The following is a 20,380-nucleotide window of genomic DNA, read 5'->3' on the forward strand; positions in this document are numbered from 1 at the left end:
TCTTTCCCCTACACCGTGGCTCGTGCCGGGCGGAGGGCGCACGGGCGGGCGTACGGGAGGGGAGAAGGATTGTGAGGGTCCGTCAGCGGGATCGGGACCAGCCGGGGCCGGACAGTCCGTGGAACGAGATCATCCACAACCTGTGGATGGGCGGGCACTTCTACCGCACGCCCCGAGGAGGATTCGAACCGGCGGTGGTCCGCGACCAGTTCGCGGTGGTTGTCAGCCTGTTTGCGGCCGACGGGCACGGCCCGGGGCCGGGGGTCGAGCACCACGTCGCGGAGATCCCCGACGATCCCTTGGGCCCGGAGCAGATAGCGGCGGTCGAGGCCCTGGCGGAGACGGTGCTCGCGGCCTTGCGCGGGGGCCGGCGCACGCTGGTCCGCTGCCACGCGGGCTACAACCGGTCGGGCCTGGTCGTCGCGCAGACCCTGGTCGGCCTCGGCTACGACGCCCCGACCGCGGTCAAGATCATCCGGGAGCGCCGCTCGCCCTTCGCGCTCAACAACGAGGTGTTCGTGGACTACCTGGAGACCGGGTTGGACGTGGCCCGCCTGCTGACCGGCCTGGAGGCCCCCTCCTGAAGGGCGTCCGGGCCGGCCGGCGGGCGGTCGTTCGCGGCGGTCAGTCCTCGGCCGGCGCCGACGGCAGCTTGTCCTGGATGAGCCGCATGACGGACGCGTCGGTCAGCGTCTGGACGTCGCCCAGCTCGCGCTTCTCGGCGACGTCGCGCAGCAGGCGGCGCATGATCTTGCCGGACCGCGTCTTGGGCAGCTCGGGGACGATCAGCACGCGCCTTGGCTTGGCGATCGGCCCGAGCGTCGCGCCGACGTGGTCGCGCAGTTCGTCGATGACGCCGGGGTCCTCGGCGGCCGTGCCGCGCAGGATGACGAACGCGACGATGGCCTGTCCGGTGGTCGGGTCGGTGGCGCCCACCACCGCGGACTCGGCGACCTTGGGGTGCGAGACGAGCGCCGATTCGACCTCGGTGGTGGAGATGTTGTGGCCGGAGACGAGCATGACGTCGTCGACGCGGCCGAGCAGCCAGATGTCGCCGTCCTCGTCCTTCTTGGCGCCGTCCCCGGCGAAGTAGACGCCCGGCCACCGCGACCAGTAGGTGTCCTCGTAGCGCTCGTCGTCGCCCCAGATGCCCCGGAGCATCGACGGCCACGGCTGGGTGAGGACGAGGTACCCGCCGCCGCCGTCGGGCACGGGCTCGGCGTCGCCGTCGACGACCTCGGCGGCGATGCCGGGCAGCGGGCGCATCGCGGAGCCGGGCTTGGTCTCGGTGACGCCGGGCAGCGGGCTGATCATGATCGCGCCGGTCTCGGTCTGCCACCACGTGTCGACGACCGGGCAGCGGTCGTGGCCGATGTGGGTGCGGTACCACATCCATGCCTCGGGGTTGATCGGTTCGCCGACCGAGCCGAGGACGCGCAGGCTGGACAGGTCGTACGAGGCGGGGATGTCGTCGCCCCACTTCATGCACGTGCGGATCGCGGTGGGTGCGGTGTACAGGATGGTGACGCCGTACTTCTGGACGACCTCCCACCAGCGGCCCCGGTGCGGGGTGTCGGGCGTGCCCTCGTACACGACCTGTGTCGCGCCGTTGGCGAGGGGCCCGTAGACCGCGTACGCGTGTCCGGTGACCCAGCCGATGTCGGCCGTGCACCAGTACACGTCGGTCTCGGGCTTCAGGTCGAAGACGGCGTGGTGGGTGTACGCGGTCTGCGTCAGGAAGCCCCCCGAGGTGTGCAGGATGCCCTTCGGCCGCCCGGTGGTGCCGGACGTGTAGAGGATGAACAGCGGGTGCTCCGCGGGGAACGCCTCGGGCGTGTGGGTGTCCGGCTGCGTGTCGACCAGGTCGTGCCACCAAATGTCGCGGCCCTCCGTCCAGGCGACGTCCTCGCCGGTGCGGCGGACCACGAGGACGTTGCGGACGTCGGGGCACGACGCGAGCGCGTCGTCGATCGCGGGCTTGAGCGCGGACGGCTTGCCGCGCCGGTAGCCGCCGTCGGCGGTGATGACGACGCGGGCGTCGGCGTCCTTGACGCGCGAGGCGACCGCGTCCGCGGAGAAGCCGCCGAAGACGACCGAGTGCGGGGCGCCGATGCGCGCGCACGCGAGCATCGAGACGACGGCCTCCGGGATCATCGGGAGGTAGATCGCGACGCGGTCGCCGGCCCGTACGCCGAGTTCGGTGAGGGCGTGCGCGGCCTTGGCGACCTCGCGCCGCAGGTCGGCGTACGTGAGCGTGCGGCTGTCGCCCGGCTCGCCTTCCCAGTGGATCGCGACGCGGTCGCCGAGCCCGGCCTCAACGTGGCGGTCGACGCAGTTGTACGCGACGTTGAGCGAGCCGTCGGCGAACCAGGTGGCGAACGGCGCGTTCGACCAGTCCAGGGTCTGCGTCGGCGCGGTGGCCCAGGTGAGCCGCGCGGCCTGCTCGGCCCAGAAACCGAGGCGGTCGGCCTCGGCCCGGGCATACGCGTCCGCCGTCACGTTGGCCGAGGCGGCGAACCCGGGAGGCGGCGCGAAGCGGCGCTCCTCCTTGAGCAGGTTGGACAGGGCGGCCTCGCGGTTCTCGGCGTCGCTCACACGCTCTCCTTCGTCGACCAGCTGGGACGTGACACGGACGTGACACAAAGGCGGCACCCGTAGCGAATCAGGGCGCGGGGCGACGTGACAAGGACCCCGGCTCGGGAGGGGCCGCGCCTGCCGGGGTCACGTGTGGTCTGCGGGAAGAGCGCGGTCCGGTGGATCCCGGCGGGATCCACCGGACCGGTCGTCAGGCGCGCACGACCTCCAGCTCGGGGTCGGGCGGTGTCGCGGTGTCCGCGTTGGGCGCCGTGCCCTCGGCGGGGGTGTCGACCGGGGCGAAGTGCCCGGTCACGGCGTCGTACACGTACATCTTGGCTGTCGCGAGGTCGAAGTAGAGGCCGAAGAGCCGGAGTTGGCCGGCTTCGACGGCGCGGCGGACCACCGGGTGGCCGAGCAGGTTGTCGAGCTGCTGGAGCACGTTGGTCAGACACAGCCGCTCGACGCGGGGGAGGACGCGGTCCGCCAGCTCCGGCGCGGGCTGCTCGGCGAACCGGTCGAGGGTGGTCCGGCCGTGCGCGAGCCAGCGGTGCAGGTGCGGGGTGGGGCCGCGCGGGTCGTCGGCGTCGGACGCCGGGCCGGGGTCCGGTTTGTCCTCCTCGGCGCCCGCGAGCAGCGCCTGCATGGCACCGCAGCCGGAGTGCCCGCAGACGGTGATGCTGCGCACCCCGAGAATCGAGACGGCGTATTCGATCGCGGCGCCGACCGAGTCGTCCGCGCCGGACGCCGTGGGGGCGCCCGCGTTTCCGTGCGGGTGCGGGTGCGGGTGCGGGGGGACGAAGTTGCCGACGTTGCGGACGGTGAACAGGTCGCCCGGCCCGCTCGCGGTGATGAGGTTCGGCACCACCCGCGAATCCGCGCAGGTGATGAACAACTGGGCCGGGTTCTGGCCTTCGAGCGCGAGGCGGGCGAAGAAGGGCTGCACGAGCGGCGCCGTGCGCATCTGGAACTCGCGCGCGCCGGCGACCAGCGGGTGGGCCGGCGGGCGGCCCTTCCGGGTGTGCAGCCGTTGCCAGTGCCACCAAGGCGCGAACCAGCGCGCCGACGGTGTGGGCCCCACACGCCGCGAACCGGGCTGCCCGTCCGCGGCGCGCCCGTAGTGGTCGTCGTGGATCTCCTCGATCTCGACCTGCCCGCCGCGTGCCACGTAGCCGTTCCGCCACGTGTGCACCGCCTCGAACGCGGCCTGGTCGAGATAGTCGACGGTCAGGTCCAGGACGACGTGCTCGCCGGGCGGCAGCTTGTCGAGTACGCGGGAGAGCCTGGGCACGGACAGGAACGTGAGCGAGCCGTGCACTTCGACGTGCAGCGCTCCGTCGCGCTCGTGGATGCGCACAGTGCTGCGGCTCAGGCGTACGAGCGCCATGACGACCGCGGCGGCGACGCCGAGGGCCACGCCCTGCAGTACGCCCGCGGCGACGACGCCGCCGACCGTGGCGACGTACGCCGGGAACTCGCGGTGCCGGTGTACGTGGCGGATGTGCGCGCGGTTGACCATCTGCATGCCGACGACCATGACGAGCCCCGCGAGCGCGGCCAGCGGGATGCTCTCGACGAGCGCGCCGAGCAGCCCCGCGAACAGCAGCACCCACACGCCGTGCATGATCGACGCGGTCCGCGTGGCGGCACCCGCGCGGATGCTCGCCGTGGAGCGGATCGCGCCGCCGGACACCGGAAAACCGCCGACCATGCCCGAGACGATGTTGCCGACGCCCTGTGCGGTGAGTTCGCGGTCGAGGTTGGCGCGGGGGCCGTGGTGGAGGCGGTCGGTCGCCACGGCGGAGAGCAGGGACTCGACCCCGCCGACCACCGCCACGGTCACCACCGCGGTGGCCAGGCCCGCCCAGCCGAATCCGGTGGGCAGCGTCGGCAGCGTGAGCGCGGCCCCCGGCAGGTCGACGCGCGCGACATCGAGACCCGATCCGACCGCGACCACGGTCGCGAGGGTGATGGCGACGAGCGGCCCGGGGAGGCTGCGCAGCCCGGAGAATCGTTTCGCCGCCCACGGCCAGACCGTCAGGACGGCGACGGTGAGGACGCCGATGCCCAGTTCCGCTGCGCTCAGGTCCGCGAACTGGCCGGGCAGTTCCCGCAGGTTGTCGAAGGCTTTGCTCTGCGGTGATCCGCCGAGGACCACGTGGAGCTGGGCCACGGCGATCGTGATGCCGATTCCGGCGAGCATGCCGTGCACGATCGCGGGGGAGAGCGCGAGTGCGGCGCGGGCGACCCTCGCGAGGCCGAGCGCCACTTGCAGGAACCCGGCCGCGACGGTGATCGCGCAGGTGACGCGCCAGCCGTACGTCGGGATCAGGCCCGCCACGACGACGGTGAGCCCGGCCGCGGGGCCGCTGATCTGGAGCGGGGCGCCGCCGAGGAAGCCGATCACGATGCCGCCGACGACGGCGCCGATGATGCCGGAGATCAGCGGGGCGCCGGCGGCGAGGGCGATGCCGAGCGACAGCGGGATCGCGATGAGGAAGACGACGAGCGAGGCGCCGAGGTCGCGGCGCAGCGCGGTGCGGCGGTCGGTGGACGCGGACGGGGGCTTCGGCGGTGACGCGTCGGCCGCGGCGGGGTCGCGCGGGGTGGTGGTGCGGGGCATGGTCCCGTCTCCTCCGGGTGGTCAGCCGCTCGTACGGCCCGGCGGGCCGAGGGCGGTTGGTCAGGCGGGGTCTGGCGGGTGGCCGGGTTCGGGCCGGCGCGTGGGGGAGGGTGGCGGTCAGCTTGCGGCGGCCGGTTTCACGAGGGTTAGCGGTGACGGCCTTCGAAGTGCGGCAAAGCGAACGCCAAGATTGCACTAAGTAGTCGTTACGTTACCTTCAGCTTCTCATCGAGAAACGGTAAAGCGATCACCCGAAAGGGTGAAAGATCGTCATTGGCCGCGGGGTGCCTGGCCGTACGGCGGCGTATTGGTCATTCAAGCCCCCGAATTGTGGCTGGCTTCACACCACCAACACGTGGTTGTCGCCGCAGTCGGGGTACGCGGGGATGATCGATTGACCTGTGCAACCGTGGGAGGTCGGTGTGCGTGTGTGTGGGCAGGCAGCGCTGCCGTTTCCGTCCCGGACCGTGGGGTCTCATCAATATTTGAGGTGAAGTGTGCGTTCTGTACGAGGTGCCGCCGTCCTCGTCGTCGTGGCGGTGCTCGCGGCCATCGGTTTCGTCGTCTTCGCCAAGGGCGGTGACGGCAACGGTTCGGGCACCTCGTCGGCGAACGACTCCGGACCCGGACCGGAGGCCTCCGGCTCGCCTTCGCCGGGCGACAGCCAGAGGCCGGCCGTCCCGATCGGCGACGGGTCCACCAGCGACACCGGGCCGCAACCCCACCAGCCGCCCGTGGAGAAACTGAAACCGGGCGAGAAGCCGCCGCAGTTTGTCGTCTTCTCCTGGGACGGCGCGGCCGAGATGGACGGCGCCAACCTCGTCACGCGGTTCCGCAAGGCGGCCCGCGAGTCCAACGCGAACATGACGTTGTTCCTGTCGGGGATCTACGTGCTCCCGGAGTCGAAGAAGGCGCTGTACCAAGGGCCCAGGCACGCGCCCGGTGTCACCGACATCGAGTTCATCTACGACAAGAACATCCGGCTGACGCTGGAGCAGCTGCGCGAGGCGTGGCTCGAAGGCGACGAGGTCGGCACGCACTTCAACGGGCACTTCTGCAACGCGGCGACCAGCGGCAAGAATTGGTCGGTCGAGGACTGGAAGAAGGAGATCGACCAGGCGTACTCGTTCGTCGAGAACTGGCGTACCAACACCGGCTGGACCGACGTCCCGTCGCTGCCGTTCGACTACAAGAAGGAACTGGTCGGCGGGCGCGCGCCGTGCCTGGAGGGCCAGAAGAACCTCATCACGGCGGCCAAGCAATACGGGTGGCGCTACGACGCCAGCTCGCCCGGCGGCACGCAGGTCTGGCCGCGGAAGATCGACGGGATCTGGGACCTGCCCCTGCAATCGCTGCCGTGGCCGGGCAGCAACGGCAAGAGCCAGCTGTCGATGGACTACAACATCATGTACGAGCAGACCGGCGGCAAGACCGACGCCCCGCAGTCGCAGTGGCCCGCGCTGGAGCAGCAGGCGACCGATTTCTACGTCGGCGGGTTCGAACGGGCGTACACCACCAACCGCGCGCCCTTGTTCATCGGCAACCACTTCGAGTCGTGGAACGGCGGCGTCTACATGAGCGCCGTCGAGAACACGATGCGCAAGGTCTGCACGAAGCAGGAGGTGCGCTGCGTGTCGTTCCGGCAGTTCGTCGACTGGCTGGACGCGCAGGACCCGGCGGTCGTCGCGAAGCTGCAGGGGCTGGGTGTCGGCCAGACCCCGGGCAACTGGGGGTCGATCACCGGCGGTTCGGGCGGTCCGGGGGTTCCGCCCGGTGATGTGGCGCCGCACATCGCGCCGGCCGTGGTCCGCGACTGAACAGCTGCCGCCCGGGTCTCGGGTGACAGGTACGACAAAGGGGCGGGTCCGTGTGGGCCCGCCCCTTCGCGTGCCGGAACTCAGCCTCGGCCGGCCAGCGCCGCGGGCCCGAGCACGAAGTCGGGGTCGACCTGGTGGGTCAGGTCCACGCCGGTGCGCGAGTTGGCCCAGCTGTGCGCGTTCTTGACGTGGAACTCGACCATCTGCTCGGTGTAGCGCGCCCAGTCGCGGCGCTCGTAGGTCGCGTCGACGGCCTCGCGCATGCGCTCCAGCGCGGCCCGGTTGTCCGGTTCGAGCCGGTCGAACTCCGGTGTGCGGCCCTTCTCGACCTCGCGCACGAACTCCGACTGGCCGGTCCACGTGAGCAGGTCGGAGCCCACGTGCTCGCGCAGGAACTCCAGGTCGTCGGGCCCCTGCACCTTGTTGCCGACGACGGCGAGCGAGATGTCCCAGTCACGCGCGTAGTCGCGGTATTGGCGGTAGACGCTGACGCCCTTGCGGGTCGGCTCGGCGACCAGGAACGTCATGTCGAACCGGGTGAACAGGCCCGACGCGAAGGCGTCGGAGCCCGCCGTCATGTCGACGACGACGTACTCGCCCGCGTCGTCGACGAGGTGGTTGAGCAGCAGTTCGACGGCCCCGACCTTGGAGTGGTAGCAGGCCACTCCCAGGTCGCCTTCCTGGAACGGGCCGGTCGCCATGATGCGCGTGCTGTCGCAGCAGCTTCCGACCGGTCGGCGGCAGGCGTCGTAGACGGGGTTGTCCTCGTCGAGCCGCAGCAGACGCGAACCGCGGCCGGGAGGTGTGGTCTTCACCATCTCCTCGGCCGACCTGATGCGCGGGTTGTCGCCGCGCAGGTGGTCCTTGATCAGGTCCAGGTGCGCGCCGAGGGAAGGGATCCCGGCGGCGTGCTCCTCGCTCAGCCCGAGGGCGACGCCGAGGTGCTGGTTGATGTCCGCGTCGATGGCGAGGACGGGCAGGCGCGCGGCGCCAAGGTGGCGGATGAACAGCGACGAGAGGGTGGTCTTTCCGCTGCCGCCCTTGCCGACGAAGGCGATCTTCACGAAGCGGATCCTTTCGCGTGCGGTGGTCGTGCCGTGGTTGTTGCGGTGAACGGGGGTGTTGGGGGTTCGGTGTGCGGCGGCGCGCGGACCGCCGTACGCCGTCATCTGCGCGCCTGGTCGAGCGGGGCGGCGATACGGGCGGTGCGCAGGGCACCGCGCGCTTCGCCCGCGGGCGCGTTGTCGGGAGTGACAATCGTTTTCGACAAGGATCATCCGTCGCGATGCGTGCCCACGTCAAATCGGAGCGTGAGTGGCGTGGCGCGGCGAGGGGGCGTACGCGGGGGCGTACGTGCTGCGCGTAGGGTCGCCCCGTGAGCACCCCACCCCCGGGCCAGGACCCCTTCGCCGCCGTCGCCGCCCTGCCCGGCGTGCCCGAGGCGGTCGAAACCGCGCGCAAGGCCGTCGACGGCCTGCTCGGACACCGCACGATGCGTCGCCGCAGCCCCGAGATCAGCGCCGAGTCGGCACTGCGCGGGGCCCGGGCCAGCGCGGCCCTGGAGGGCGCCGACTGGTCGCTGGAAGAGGTGCGCCGGCGCACGGACTACTCGCGGACGGACGACCCGGAGGCCGGCGTCGTCGGCGGGGCCCTCCGGCTCTCCGCCGAGATCGGCGAGCTGACCGAGGTGTGGCGGCGCAGTCCCATCCAGGTGCTCGCCCGGCTGCACATGGTCGCCGCGGCGGACGTCGTCACGTCGGACGCGCTCGGCCGCCCCCGGCTCGCGGGCGAGGAGCCGGACGTGCGCCCCGACCCCGGGCCGCTGCCGGGCGCCGACGAGGTCACCGCGCGCCTCGACGGCCTGGCGCGGCTGCTCCTTCTGCCCGGCGACGCGCCCGCGATCGTCGTCGCGGCGATCGTGCACGGCGAGATCCTCGCGCTTCAACCGTTCGTGTGGGGCAACGGGCTCGTGGCGCGGTCCGCGCAGCGCATCGTGCTCATCACGCGCGGCCTCGACCCGAAGTCGGCGGTCGTACCCGAGGTGGGGCACGTGGATATGGGGGCGGAGGCGTACGAAAAGGCGCTGCGCGGATATGTGTCGGGGACGCCCGACGGGGTCGCGGGGTGGATCGTGCACTGCGCGGAGGCGGTCACGTTGGGCGCGCGCGAGAGCGTCGCGGTGTGCGAGGCGGTCATGCGCGGCATGTGAGGCCTTGGCGCACCGGGGTGGACCCGCGCGAGCGGGCGGCGCCCGCGCGGACGCCGCCGCTGTGTTCGGGGGCGGGGCGACGGTCAGCGGCGGCGCTTCGCGGCGTACCAGACGAGCCCCGCCGCCGCGACCCCCGCACTGAGCGCCGTCGCCGCCAGCACCGTCGGCGACGGGACGGTCAAGGCCCGGACGCGGCGGCGCAGTTGCACGGGTTTGTCGAAGGTCAGGACCGGCCAGCCGCGGGCGACCCCCTCGCGGCGGAGCCCGCGGTCGGGGTTCACGACATAGGGGTGGCCGACGGCTTCGAGCATCGGAAGGTCGGTGATCGAGTCGCTGTAGGCATACGAGCGCGACAGGTCGTATCCCTCGGTCGCGGCGAGTTCCCGTACCGCCTCGGCCTTGTTCCCGGCGTAGGCGTAGAACTCGATGTCGCCCGAGTAGCACCCGTCTTCGACCACCATGCGGGTGGCCACGACGCGGTCCGCGCCCAGCATCTCCCCGATGGGCTCGACGACTTCCGCCCCCGACGAGCTGACGATGACGACGTCGCGCCCGGCGGCGTGGTGCTCCTCGATCAGCGACGCCGCCTCGTCGTAGATCAGGGGGTCGATCAGGTCGTGCAGCGTTTCCGCGACGATCTCGCGGACCTGCTGGACGTCCCAGCCCCGGCACAGCGCCGACAAATACTCGCGCATCCGTTCCATCTGATCGTGGTCGGCGCCGCCCACGAGAAACACAAACTGCGCGTAGGCGCTCTTGAGCACGGCGCGGCGGTTGATCAGACCGCCCTGGTAGAACGATCTGCTGAAGGCCAACGCGCTCGACTTGGCGATGATGGTCTTGTCGAGATCGAAGAAGGCTGCGGTCCGCTTCGGTACGTGGTTTTCCACATAGTCGAGGATAGGGGCAGCCATTCGGCGTAAACTCGGGCGTGCGGGTTTGCCCGAGAAGCCTCTCGGGTACATCCTGGAAGCCACGGATCGTTCTGCGACCGTGCTAACCCGGTCCGGCTCCTCCCCCCCCGAGTCGGCCGTGGAGACGACCCCCGCTCTCCCCCCCGGCGGGGGTCGTCGCTTGTCCCAAGGTGCGCGTCCGAGGTTTCCTCCGTCGGGCGCGCACTGCTGTTGTCGGGGGCCTCGGCGGTGCGTTTGATGCGGGTTTCGGTGCCGTTGCGCGTTCCTCTCCGACGACGGTGCGGAGGTTCCGCTTCCGCCGTCGTGCGGTGGCTCACGGGTGCCGGGGCGGGTGCGGGCCGGCGCGGGGGCGACCGTGCGGACGCGGGTACCGCGGCGTGACGTGTTGCGAATTCCGCCTGCTTTTCATTGGCTGCAACATTTCGTCAACTTCCGCCGTATTTCATCGAGTTGCTTGTTACTCGCCTCAATAAGCGACTGGATCGCCGCTGGCTATCCCTCGTATGAGTGATTCGTTTATCCACAAGCTCGGGTTATCCCCAGATTTGTTCCGGGCGTCCGGAGGCACGCTCGCGGCGCGGCACCGTGGACGCAGACCTTCGGGAGGTCGCACCGGCACCGGCCGCCGTTGCCGCGGACACCGGCAGGACATGGGCACCGCGCACGTGATCGACCACGCGTACGTGATCGACACCGCGCACCTGATCCACCCCGTACACGCGACGGATCGTCAACCCGACCGGCGCCCGCCGGCCTCCCGAACCACCCCCGCACGCCTGGGAGTCCGCTATGCCGTCGTTGTCACCGCCCCATCCGAGCGCCCCGGCGCGACCGCTGCTCGTCACGGCCCATCCGCGCCTGCTCGACGAACTCCTGCGCCTGTGCGCGGCGACCGGGGTCGACCCCGAGATCCGCGGCGACCCGGAGAGCGCGCGGGATCTGTGGACCGACAGCCCGCTGGTGATCGTCGGCGACGACGTGTCCGAGACCGCGATCCACTGCGAGCTTCCGCCTCGCGGCGAGGTCGTCCTGCTCGGCACCGATCTCGACGACGGCGACATCTGGCGCCGCGCGGCGGGGGTGGGCGCCGACCACGTGATCTTCCTGCCCGACGCCGAGGTGTGGCTGGGCGATCGCTTCGCCGACCTCGTCGACCGCGCCGCCGGAACGGCGTCCACCGCGCTGTGCGTCGCGGTGGTGGGCGGGCGCGGGGGAGCGGGCGCGAGCACGCTCGCCTGCGCGCTCGCGGTCGGCGCCGCGCGGCGCGGCCGGGCCGCCGCGCTGGTCGACGCCGACCCGATCGGCGGCGGGATCGACGTACTGCTGGGCGGGGAGGCCGCATCGGGCTTGCGCTGGCCCGACTTATGCGGGGCCCGGGGGCGGGTGGACGGCGGTGCCCTGTCGGCGGCATTGCCCCGACTGCACGGGCTCACCGTGCTCTCGTGGGATCGCGGCGTCTCCGGCGCGGTCTCCGAGGACGCCATGCGTGCGGTCGTCGGGGCCGTACGCCGCCGCCACGACGTGGTCGTGATCGACGTGCCCCGCCACGCGGACGCCGCCGCCGAGGAGGCCCTCGCCCACTGCGACACGGGCCTGGTCGTCATTCCGTCCGAGTTGCGGGCCATCGCCGCCTCGGCCCAAGTCATCGCCCACATCACGCCGATGGTCGCGGACCTGCGCGCGGTGGTTCGCACACCGTCGCCCGGCGGTCTGCGCGCGGACGAAGTCGCCGACAACGCGGGCCTCCCGCTCGCCGGTGAACTCCGTCACGAGCCCCACCTGATCGAGTCGGTCGAACGCGGCGAACCCCCGGGCACCCGCCCGCGCGGCGCGCTGGCCAGGTTCTGCCGCGACTTCCTGAACACCGCCGACGTGGGGCGCAACGCGGCGTGAACCTCCGCCAACCCCGTTCCCGACGCACCGCATTCACCCCGGAGCCGACACCCGACTCCCTTCCCGGCACGGACGCCGGGCCGCACCCCACGGAGGAGAACCGATGACCGCACGTCCCTCCTCGGCCGCCGATACCGGTGTGTTCCGCACACTTCCCGGGCCGTCGACCGAGGCCGAGGCCCGCTCGGCCGCGCCGCGTGCCGCACGCCGGTCGGCGAGCCCCGCCCCTCCGGCGGCTGCCGGTCCGCCGGCACCCGCCCGCCCGCCACGGCCGGCCGCGACGCCGGCGACCGCCGGTGTGGCCCAGCAGTCCGTCGCCCCGCTGGATCCGCGGCTCCTGGACGACGTCCGCGCGCAACTCGCGGCGAACGGCCGCGAACCGACCCATGCGGCCGTCGCCGAGGCCCTGCGCGCCCGAGGGTGTGTGCTCGGCGACGCCACCATCTCCGGCGTGCTCAGGAGCCTGCGCTCCGAGATCGCCGGAACCGGCCCCCTCGACGTCCTCCTCGCCGACCCGGCGGTCACCGACATCATGGTGAACGCACCCGACGAGGTGTGGATCGACCGCGGCGCCGGTCCGCAACGTGCCCCCGTCGCCTTCCCCGACGACGCGGCCGTGCGGCGCCTCGCCCAGAGACTCGCCACGACGGCGGGCCGCCGCCTCGACGACGCGTCACCGTACGTCGACGCCCGGCTGCCCGACGGGATCCGCCTGCACGCGGTCCTCAAACCCATTGCGGTACGCGGCACTTCACTGTCCCTGCGCATTCCCCGGCGGACCACGATGTCGCTCGGCGACCTGGTGTCGTGCGGGGCCCTGCCCCCGGACTGCGCCGAGTTGCTGCGGGCCGTCGTGGCCGCTCGCATCGCCTTTCTGATCTCCGGCGGAGCCGGCACCGGGAAGACGACCCTCCTCGGCGCCCTGCTCGGCACCGCACACCCGGCCGAACGGCTCGTGTTGATCGAGGACTCCGCCGAACTGACTCCCCGTCACGCCCACGTGGTCCGGCTGGAGGCCCGCCCGCCCAACATCGAGGGAGCCGGCGCCGTCACGCTGCGCGACCTCGTCCGCCAGGCCCTGCGCATGCGCCCGGACCGCATCGTCGTCGGCGAGGTGCGCGGCGTCGAGGCCACCGACCTGCTCGCTTCCCTCAACACCGGGCACGAAGGCGGGTGCGGAACGATCCACGCCAATTCCGCGGCGGACGTCCCCGCACGACTCGAAGCGCTGGCACTGCCCGCGGGGCTGACGCGCGACGCCTTGCACAGCCAACTCGCCGCCGCGCTGCACCTCGTCGTCCACGTGGTCCGCGATCGCGACGGCCTGCGCCGGGTCGCCGAGATCCACGTTCTGGAACGGGACGGGCACGGCCGCGTCCGTCCCGTTCCGGCGCTGTTGCTCGACCGGGCGAACTCCCCGCGCACGGGCCCCGGTTATCCCCGCCTCGCGGCTCTTCTGGCGGGCTGGTGGGGGCCGTGAACCACACGCGCGGCGCGGACCGCACGGTTCGTCGCACGTCTTTGGCCCGGAGGCACCGGCCCACGGCCGACCGGAGGCCGACATGCCCGAGGTGAACGCGTTCGCGGCTTCGGCCACGGCCCCGAGCCTGCTGATCGCACCGGCCCTCGCCGCGTCGGCGATCTGGATCTCCGGTGTGCGGGTCGGCCGCGCACGGGTGCGCGACCTGACGCGCGGTGCCCCGCGCCCCGCACGGGCGCCGCGCGGCGGGAGGCGAGTTCCCGCCCTGCTCCGCACACCCCGGGTCCGTCTCGCCGCAACGGTCGCGACCTGCGCCCTCGTACTCGCCGTCGTGGCACGGTCGTTGGTCCCGCTGGTGGTGGCGGTGCCCGTCGCGGTGTTCATGATGCGCCGTCAGGATCGGGCACGGGCCCGGCGGCATGCGGGGCACCTGCGCTCCGGCATCGCCGAACTGGCCTCCGTGATGGTCGGCGAACTCCGCGCGGGGCAGCAGCCGTTCGAGGCGTTCACCGTCGCGGTCGAGTGTGCGCGAGGGCCGATCCGGGCCCGGCTCGCCGACGCGCTGTCCGCGGCCAGGACCGGCGGCGACGTGCCCGCCGCCCTGTCGCGGGCCGCCTCGCCGCCCGGTACGGACGGCCTCGTGCGGATCGCCGCCTGCTGGCGCGTCGCCGCGGACAGCGGCGCCGGCTTCGCCCCCGCCCTCGGCCGGGTCGCCGCCGGGCTGCGCGCCGAGGAGGCCGGCCTGCGCGAGGTCGAGGCCGAGCTGTCCGGCGCCCGCGCCACCACGCGGCTGCTGGCCGCGCTCCCGCTCTTCGGCATCCTGCTCGGGCACGCCATCGGCGCGGACCCGCTGTCGGTGCTCCTGCACGCCCCAGTGGGCATCGCCTGCCTCGTCCTCGGCCTGGTCCTGCTCGCGACCGGCCTCACCTGGACCGACCGCATCGCGGGCGGTGGTACGCCGTGAACGCGTCGAGCGCGCCGCTGGTGATCTCGGCCGGAGTCTTCATGGCGGCCTACGCGGTCTGGTCCCTGGTGCCGGGCCGTCGCGTCGACGCCCGGCGACACGCGCCCCGAGCACGCTCCGGGGCCGCGGTACGCCACCGTTCCCGGGCCGCGCCTGGGCGGAACCGCGGAGGGCCGCCGGGCCCGCCGGGCCGCGCCCGGGAGCCGACGCGGTCGAAGCGGAGGACCCGGCCGCGCCGTTCCCCGGCCGGTTCCGGCCGGGACCCTCTGCGCGCACGCCGCGGAGTGGCCGCACTCGCCGCCGGTGTGGCCGGCGGGCTCTTCCTCGGCGGCACCGCGGGATGGATCGCCGTTCCGTGCGTAGCGGCCTTGGTGGACCGGCAGTTGGCCCGATTGCCGACCTCCGCAGACCGGACGCGCCGGCAGCGGATCAGCGCGGACCTCCCGGTGGCGGCCGACCTGTTGTCCGCGTGTCTGGTCGCCGGGGCGACCCCGGTGACCGCGGTCGCCACCGTCGCGTCGGCCGTCGGCGGACCGCTCGGTGACGAACTGCGCGCCGCCGCGTCGGCGGTGCATTTGGGAGGTGACCCGGCACGATGCTGGTCCGCACTGTCCGCCGATCCCGAACTGGCGCCGCTCGGCCGGGCGTTGGCCCGGTCCGGCGACGGCGGCGCGCCGCTCGCGGAGCGAATCGCCCACGTCGCGGACGAGTGCCGAGAGCGCCGCCGCAGCGCACTGACGACCACCGCCCGGCGCACGGCGGTACGGGCGACGCTTCCGCTCGGGGCCTGCTTCCTCCCCGCCTTCCTCGTGATCGGCGTCGTTCCGGTGGTCATCGGCCTGGCGGCGCCCCTGCTGGGGCACACGTGACGGCCGCGCACCGCCTTCCCGGTCCTTCTCCCACCGTCCACCCTTCCGATCCACAGCCGACCAACCATTCGCGCACTCCCTCGCGCACGTACGAAGGAGCACCATGTCCGAGACCAACGCCACCCAGGCCGTTCACCGATGTGGCGCCCGTTGGCGCCGGCGGCTGCCCGACGCCCGATTGACCCGGCCCGCGCTGCGCCGCCTGCGCGCGTGGACCGCCTCCCAGGCCCGACGCCTGGGCCGCGCCGCGCGCCGCGACGACGGCATGTCCACCGCCGAATACGCCGTCGGCACCGTCGCGGCGGTCGGGTTCGGGGCCGCGCTCTACAAAGTGGTCACGAGCGACGCCGTCGTCGACGCCTTGAACGCGATCATCACCAGGGCGCTGAATGCGACCTTCTGAGCGACCGCGCCGACCGCATCGCCCGCTGAAACCGTGCTCCGCGACGCCCCGGAGCCGCCGGGCGAAGGAAGGAGGTTATGTCACCGCCGAGGCGGCGATGGCGTTCCCGGCCCTGGTGCTTCTGGTGCTGGGGCTCCTGACCGGGGTCGCCGCGATGGCCGCACAGATCCGGTGTGTCGACGCCGCACAGGCGGGAGCCCGGGCCGCCGCACGCGGCGAACAGACCGACCGGGCCGTGGCCGCGGCCGAAGGCCTGGCACCGAAGGGCGCGCGCACGCAACTCACCGTGCGCGACGGGGAAGTGCGGTTCGCGGTGACCAGCGAGGTGCGTCTTCCGGGCGGTCCTTGGTCCCGCATCGGCTTCGACGTCGGCCACACGGCCGTCGCCGCGGACGAGGCCGCGCCATGACCGGGAGAAGGGGCACCCACCGCGTCGGGTCCGCCGCCCGCGCGACGGGCACGGCCGGGCAGGCCGCGCCGACCGGGCGGGTCGGCGGGGCCGAACCCACACCGCGAGGGTCGGCCGGCACCGGGCCTGGCGGTGTGCGGCCCGGGAACAGCGACGCGTCGACCGGGCCGGTCGGCGGGGCCGCGCCAACACCCCGACGGCCGCAAGGTTCCGGGCCCGGCGGCACCGGGCCCGGCGGTGTCGGGGCCGGCGGTGTCGGGGCCGGGGGCACCGGACGCTCCCGCTCCGACGCGGGGTCGGCGACCGTATGGGCGGCGGTCTGGGCTCTGGTGCCGCTGTGCCTGGCCTTGGCCCTCCTGGCCTACGGCGCGGCGGTCGGGACGCGGCACCGTGCCGCGGCGGCGGCGGACGCGGCGGCACTCGCCGCCGCCGTCCGGGCCGACCGCGGGCCGTCCGAGGCCTGCGCCGCGGCACGTGCCGTCGCCGCGGCGCAGAACGCCGCGGTGGTGGACTGCGTCGTCCGGTCCGGCTTCGCCGACATCGTCGCGGAAGCCCGACCACCGCCGCTGCTCGGTGTGTTCGGGCCCTCCCGCGTCGCCGCCCGCGCGGGCCCACGCTGAGCACGCCGCGCGATCGGTCGCGCGATGCGGGAGCGACCGCCGCACTCGGTGGGCCCGGCACGTCCCGGACCGCGCGCACGGGTCCGCCGCCCGGCGACCCTGCCCGGCAACCCCGCGCGACGGACCGGGACCGGCGGTCACGACGCGGCGTCGGCCGGCGCGGCGGGTGCACAGCACGTGAGGGGACCGGATCGGCGCGTGTCAGGGCCTGCCCCGCAGCAGCGCCGCCAGCAGGCGGACCGCGCCGGTCTTGTCCAACGGCTGGTTGCCGTTGCCGCACTTGGGGGACTGCACGCAGCTGGGGCAGCCCGCCTCGCATTCGCACGCGGCGATGGCCTCCATGGTGGCGGTCAGCCATTCCGGTGCGGTCGCGTAGGCGCGCTCCGCGAAGCCGGCGCCTCCCGGGTGGCCGTCGTGGACGAAGACCGTGGGGAGGCCGGTGTCGGGGTGGAGTGCGGTGGAGACGCCGCCGATGTCCCACCGGTCGCACGTGGCGAACAACGGAAGGAGGCCGATCGAGGCGTGTTCCGCGGCGTGGGCCGCGCCGGGGAGTTCGGATTCGTCGATTCCGGCGTCCGCCACCTGCTCCGGTGTGACGGTCCACCAGACGGCACGCGTCCGCAGCGAGCGCTGCGGCAGGTCGAGCCGGTGCTCGCCGAGGACTTCGCCGGTGAGGATGCGGCGGCGCTGGTACGAGACGACCTGGCTGACGACCACCACCGAGCCGAAATGCAGGCGCCCTTCGCCCCACGCCTCGGTGCGCACCTCGTCGAGGATCCGGATGTCGGTCTTCTCACGGGCCGAGGTCGTCCAGTCGGGGGCGGCCCGGCGCACGAGCGCCACGTCCGCGTCGAGGTCGAGTTCGCGGACGAGGTAGGTATCGCCCTGGTGCAGGTGCACGGCGCCCTGGTGCACGGTCGTGTGCGCCGCGGCGGCGTCGACCGTGCCGAGGACGCGGCCGGTGTCCTCCTCGACCACGCGCACCGGCTGGCCGCCGGTGCCCCGGATGTCGGTGAGGTCGGTGGCGCGCTCGGGGCTCGTCCAGTACCAGCCGGCGGCTCGGCGCCGGAGGAGGCCGCGGCGCTCCAGCCCGGGGAGCAGTTCCGCCGCGACCGGGCCGAACAAGGGGAGATCGCTTTCCTGCAGGGGGAGTTCGGCGGCTGCGGCGCACAAGTGCGGGGCGAGGACGTACGGGTTGTCGGGATCGAGCACCGTCGCCTCGACAGGACGGTCGAAAAGGGATTCGGGGTGGTGCACCAGGAACGTGTCGAGCGGATCGTCGCGGGCGATGAGGACCGCCAACGCCTCCTGCCCGGCACGGCCCGCGCGCCCGGCCTGCTGCCACAGCGACGCCCGGGTGCCGGGGTATCCGGCGAGGAGGACGGCGTCCAAGCCCGCGACGTCCACCCCGAGTTCGAGTGCGGTGGTGGCCGCCACGCCGAGCAGTCGGCCGTCGTGCAGGGCCTGTTCGAGCTGTCGCCGCTCGTCCGCGAGGTAGCCGGACCGGTACGTGGCGACCCGGTCGGCCAGCCCGGCGTCGACGCGCTCCAACTGGTCGCGCGCCATGACCCGCACGACCTCGGCACCGCGCCGGGACCGGACGAACGCGACCGTGCGCACGCCGTCGATCACGAGGTCGGTGAGCAGGTCCGCCGCCTCGGCGGTGGCCGTGCGCCGTACCGGAGCCCCGCGTTCACCGGTGAGTTCGGTCAACGGCGGCTCCCACAGCGCGAACGTGAGCGCACCGCGCGGTGAGCCGTCGTCGGTCACCGCGGCGAAGTCGTCGGGGCGTTCGCCGATGAGCCGCGCGGCGGCGCCCGCGGGGTCGGAGACCGTCGCGGACGCGAGGATGAAGACCGGGTCGGAGCCGTAGCGGCGGCAGACGCGCCGGAGGCGCCGGATCACCTGGGCGACGTGCGAGCCGAACACACCGCGGTAGGTGTGGCATTCGTCGATCACGACATAGCGGAGGGCCTTGAGGAACCCGGACCATGTGCGGTGTGCGGGCAACAGCGACCTGTGCAGCATGTCGGGGTTCGTCAGCACATAGGCGGCGTGTCCCCGGATCCAGCCCCGGAGTTCGCCGGGGGTGTCGCCGTCGTAGGTCGCCGCCCGCACGGCGTCGAGACCGGTTCCGGCGGAGCGAAGTGCGTCCACGGCGCGCAATTGGTCCGCTGCCAGGGCTTTCGTCGGGGCCAGATACAGCGCGGTGGCAGCACGCCCGTTCGGTGCTTGGGTACCCTCCAGGAGGGCGGTGAGTACCGGCAGGAGGTAGGCCAGTGACTTACCCGAGGCGGTGCCGGTTGCCAGAACGACGGATCGGCCCGCCGCGGCGGCCGATGCGGCCTGCGCCTGGTGTTCCCAGGGGTGGTCGACACCGACCGCCCCGAACGCGTCCACGACTTCGCGGCGCGCCTCTTCGGGCCACGCGGTCGGCCGACCCCTGCGTGGGGGTATGCGCCGAACGTGTGTCACTCGATCGGGTCGCCCGTGAGCCGCGAGCAAGCGGCTCAACAGGTCTTCCTGGGAGTGTGGGTGGGGCGACATCAGGCACAGTCTCGCACCGAAAGTCGCGGGATTCATCGTCCTGTAGCGCCCATAAGTGGTTGAATGCCTTGGCGGCTGCCGATCCTTGGGGGGCGACCGCTCGATAGCAAGGTGCTGGAGGATCCGTGGACCTGTCCCTGTCGACCCGAACCGAGGGCGGCCGTACGGTCGTCGAGGTGGGCGGCGAGATCGATGTGTACACCGCCCCCAAACTGCGCGAGCAATTGGTGGAACTCGTCAATGACGGGAGCTACCACCTGATCGTGGACATGGAGGGTGTGGATTTCCTGGACTCGACGGGTCTGGGTGTCCTTGTCGGCGGGCTCAAGCGCGTTCGCGCGCACGAGGGTTCGCTGCGTCTGGTGTGCACTCAGGAGCGCATCCTGAAGATCTTCCGCATCACCGGCCTCACCAAGGTGTTCCCCATCCACACGTCGGTGGCGGAAGCCGTCGCCGCGACGGACTAGGCCGCGCCCCGTCCGCTTCGTGGGCGGGCGCTCCGCCCGCCACCGCTCAACCAGGTAGCGCTTCGCACCGGACAACCCGCCGGTCGGAACGTCGGCAAGTACGGCTGGGGGATCCATGGCCATCGTCGAGCTGCGCTTCACCGCGCTTCCCGAGCACGTCCGTACCGCACGGCTCGTCGCCGCCGCCGTCGCCCGCCGGGCGGGCGTGGCCGAGTCCGTGTTGGACGAGGTGCGCTTGGCGGTCGGGGAGGCGTGCTCGCGTGCGGTCGGCCTGACGCGCCAGATGGGCGCGGACGAGCCGGTGACCGTGACACTGGACGACGGCGAGGGGCGTTTCTCGATCGAGGTCCGCGACGCCGTCCCGCAGCCGGCGGCGGTCGGTGCGGGCGATTCCGGGAACGGTGCCCTGCCCGGCGGTTCGGCGAACGGTGCCCCGGGCGATGTCGCGGAGAGCGAGTTGGGTCTCGCGGTGATCCTCGGCCTCGTCGACGAGTTGGATGTGCGCTCGGGCGCCGACGGCGGCCGGATTCGGATGTCGTGGCCGTCGGGGAAAGGCAAGGCCGGGGAAGAACCCGTGAGCCTGTGAGTCGG

Annotated in this window: 17 protein-coding genes; 12 read left to right on the plus strand and 5 right to left on the minus strand. The window is 72.9% G+C overall.

The genetic code is table 11. From position 1 onward, the window contains the following. Window positions 1-71: 71 nt before the first annotated feature. Window positions 72-584, plus strand: a complete 513-nt coding sequence (locus LO772_RS19215) for a protein-tyrosine phosphatase family protein (RefSeq protein WP_231773257.1) — start codon at window positions 72-74, stop codon at window positions 582-584. A 40-nt stretch (window positions 585-624) separates the two neighbouring features. Here the strand turns inward: LO772_RS19215 and acs are convergent, their stop codons facing one another. Together acs and LO772_RS19225 are read right to left on the minus strand one after the other, a co-directional pair. After that, window positions 625-2,595, minus strand: a complete 1,971-nt coding sequence (gene acs, locus LO772_RS19220) for an acetate--CoA ligase (protein ID WP_231773258.1) — start codon at window positions 2,593-2,595, stop codon at window positions 625-627. Between the two features lie 190 nt (window positions 2,596-2,785). Further along, window positions 2,786-5,197: a SulP family inorganic anion transporter gene (locus LO772_RS19225; protein WP_231773259.1), complete on the minus strand. Its 2,412-nt coding sequence runs from the start codon at window positions 5,195-5,197 to the stop codon at window positions 2,786-2,788. Between the two features lie 497 nt (window positions 5,198-5,694). Between LO772_RS19225 and LO772_RS19230 the strand changes: the two genes are divergently transcribed. Beyond that, window positions 5,695-7,014: a hypothetical protein gene (locus LO772_RS19230; protein WP_231773260.1), complete on the plus strand. Its 1,320-nt coding sequence runs from the start codon at window positions 5,695-5,697 to the stop codon at window positions 7,012-7,014. Between the two features lie 80 nt (window positions 7,015-7,094). Here LO772_RS19230 and LO772_RS19235 read toward each other — a convergent pair whose 3' ends face one another. Then, window positions 7,095-8,078: an ATP-binding protein gene (locus LO772_RS19235; protein WP_231773261.1), complete on the minus strand. Its 984-nt coding sequence runs from the start codon at window positions 8,076-8,078 to the stop codon at window positions 7,095-7,097. Window positions 8,079-8,389: 311 nt separating this feature from the next. Between LO772_RS19235 and LO772_RS19240 the strand changes: the two genes are divergently transcribed. Beyond that, window positions 8,390-9,223: an oxidoreductase gene (locus LO772_RS19240; protein WP_231773262.1), complete on the plus strand. Its 834-nt coding sequence runs from the start codon at window positions 8,390-8,392 to the stop codon at window positions 9,221-9,223. Between the two features lie 83 nt (window positions 9,224-9,306). On the opposite strand, the gene LO772_RS19245 is transcribed toward LO772_RS19240, so the two are convergent. After that, a complete protein-coding gene (locus LO772_RS19245) occupies window positions 9,307-10,125 on the minus strand; it encodes an HAD family hydrolase (protein ID WP_231779626.1) in 819 nt (272 codons plus the stop codon). Window positions 10,126-10,926: 801 nt separating this feature from the next. Between LO772_RS19245 and ssd the strand changes: the two genes are divergently transcribed. The 7 genes from ssd to LO772_RS35875 all read left to right on the plus strand — a co-directional run bounded on the left by ssd (window position 10,927) and on the right by LO772_RS35875 (window position 16,775). Beyond that, entirely contained in the window at window positions 10,927-12,030 is a 1,104-nt protein-coding gene (gene ssd / locus LO772_RS19250) for a septum site-determining protein Ssd (RefSeq protein ID WP_231773263.1), read from the plus strand. 322 nt (window positions 12,031-12,352) lie between these two features. Beyond that, window positions 12,353-13,510, plus strand: a complete 1,158-nt coding sequence (locus LO772_RS19255; RefSeq protein WP_231779627.1) for a TadA family conjugal transfer-associated ATPase — start codon at window positions 12,353-12,355, stop codon at window positions 13,508-13,510. A gap of 82 nt (window positions 13,511-13,592) precedes the next feature. After that, window positions 13,593-14,474 (plus strand): type II secretion system F family protein, encoded by an 882-nt coding sequence (locus LO772_RS19260; RefSeq protein ID WP_231773264.1) that lies wholly within the window; start codon window positions 13,593-13,595, stop codon window positions 14,472-14,474. Between the two features lie 284 nt (window positions 14,475-14,758). Next, window positions 14,759-15,343 carry a type II secretion system F family protein gene (locus tag LO772_RS19265; protein WP_231773265.1) on the plus strand — a complete coding sequence of 195 codons (585 nt, stop codon included), beginning with the start codon at window positions 14,759-14,761 and terminating at the stop codon, window positions 15,341-15,343. 103 nt (window positions 15,344-15,446) lie between these two features. Next, entirely contained in the window at window positions 15,447-15,746 is a 300-nt protein-coding gene (locus LO772_RS19270) for a DUF4244 domain-containing protein (RefSeq protein ID WP_331717255.1), read from the plus strand. Between the two features lie 25 nt (window positions 15,747-15,771). Next, entirely contained in the window at window positions 15,772-16,155 is a 384-nt protein-coding gene (locus LO772_RS19275) for a TadE family type IV pilus minor pilin (RefSeq protein WP_443089461.1), read from the plus strand. Beyond that, entirely contained in the window at window positions 16,152-16,775 is a 624-nt protein-coding gene (locus LO772_RS35875; RefSeq protein WP_269453058.1) for an Rv3654c family TadE-like protein, read from the plus strand. The genes LO772_RS19275 and LO772_RS35875 overlap by 4 nt, the downstream gene beginning before the upstream one ends. Before the next feature lie 201 nt (window positions 16,776-16,976). Here the strand turns inward: LO772_RS35875 and LO772_RS19285 are convergent, their stop codons facing one another. Next, the gene (locus LO772_RS19285) at window positions 16,977-19,322 is read right to left on the minus strand and encodes a DEAD/DEAH box helicase (protein WP_443089288.1); all 2,346 of its coding nucleotides are present in this window, start codon (window positions 19,320-19,322) and stop codon (window positions 16,977-16,979) included. A gap of 125 nt (window positions 19,323-19,447) precedes the next feature. On the opposite strand from LO772_RS19285, the gene bldG reads away from it, so the two are divergent. Continuing rightward, window positions 19,448-19,789 carry an anti-sigma factor antagonist BldG gene (gene bldG / locus LO772_RS19290; protein ID WP_231773267.1) on the plus strand — a complete coding sequence of 114 codons (342 nt, stop codon included), beginning with the start codon at window positions 19,448-19,450 and terminating at the stop codon, window positions 19,787-19,789. Between the two features lie 115 nt (window positions 19,790-19,904). Continuing rightward, the gene (locus LO772_RS19295; RefSeq protein ID WP_231773268.1) at window positions 19,905-20,375 is read left to right on the plus strand and encodes an ATP-binding protein; all 471 of its coding nucleotides are present in this window, start codon (window positions 19,905-19,907) and stop codon (window positions 20,373-20,375) included. Window positions 20,376-20,380 lie beyond the last annotated feature (5 nt).

Origin of the sequence: Yinghuangia sp. ASG 101 (assembly GCF_021165735.1) — a bacterium.
Classification (GTDB): Bacteria; Actinomycetota; Actinomycetes; order Streptomycetales; family Streptomycetaceae; genus Yinghuangia.

Bases quoted from the DNA above. Each gene is read 5' to 3' on its own strand.
- LO772_RS19225 (WP_231773259.1), bottom strand. From the start codon at position 5,197: ATGCCCCGCACCACCACCCCGCGCGACCCCGCCGCGGCCGACGCGTCA.
- ssd (WP_231773263.1), top strand. From the start codon at position 10,927: ATGCCGTCGTTGTCACCGCCCCATCCGAGCGCCCCGGCGCGACCGCTG.
- LO772_RS19260 (WP_231773264.1), top strand. From the start codon at position 13,593: ATGCCCGAGGTGAACGCGTTCGCGGCTTCGGCCACGGCCCCGAGCCTG.
- LO772_RS19270 (WP_331717255.1), top strand. From the start codon at position 15,447: ATGTCCGAGACCAACGCCACCCAGGCCGTTCACCGATGTGGCGCCCGT.
- LO772_RS35875 (WP_269453058.1), top strand. From the start codon at position 16,152: ATGACCGGGAGAAGGGGCACCCACCGCGTCGGGTCCGCCGCCCGCGCG.
- LO772_RS19285 (WP_443089288.1), bottom strand. From the start codon at position 19,322: ATGTCGCCCCACCCACACTCCCAGGAAGACCTGTTGAGCCGCTTGCTC.
- LO772_RS19295 (WP_231773268.1), top strand. From the start codon at position 19,905: ATGGCCATCGTCGAGCTGCGCTTCACCGCGCTTCCCGAGCACGTCCGT.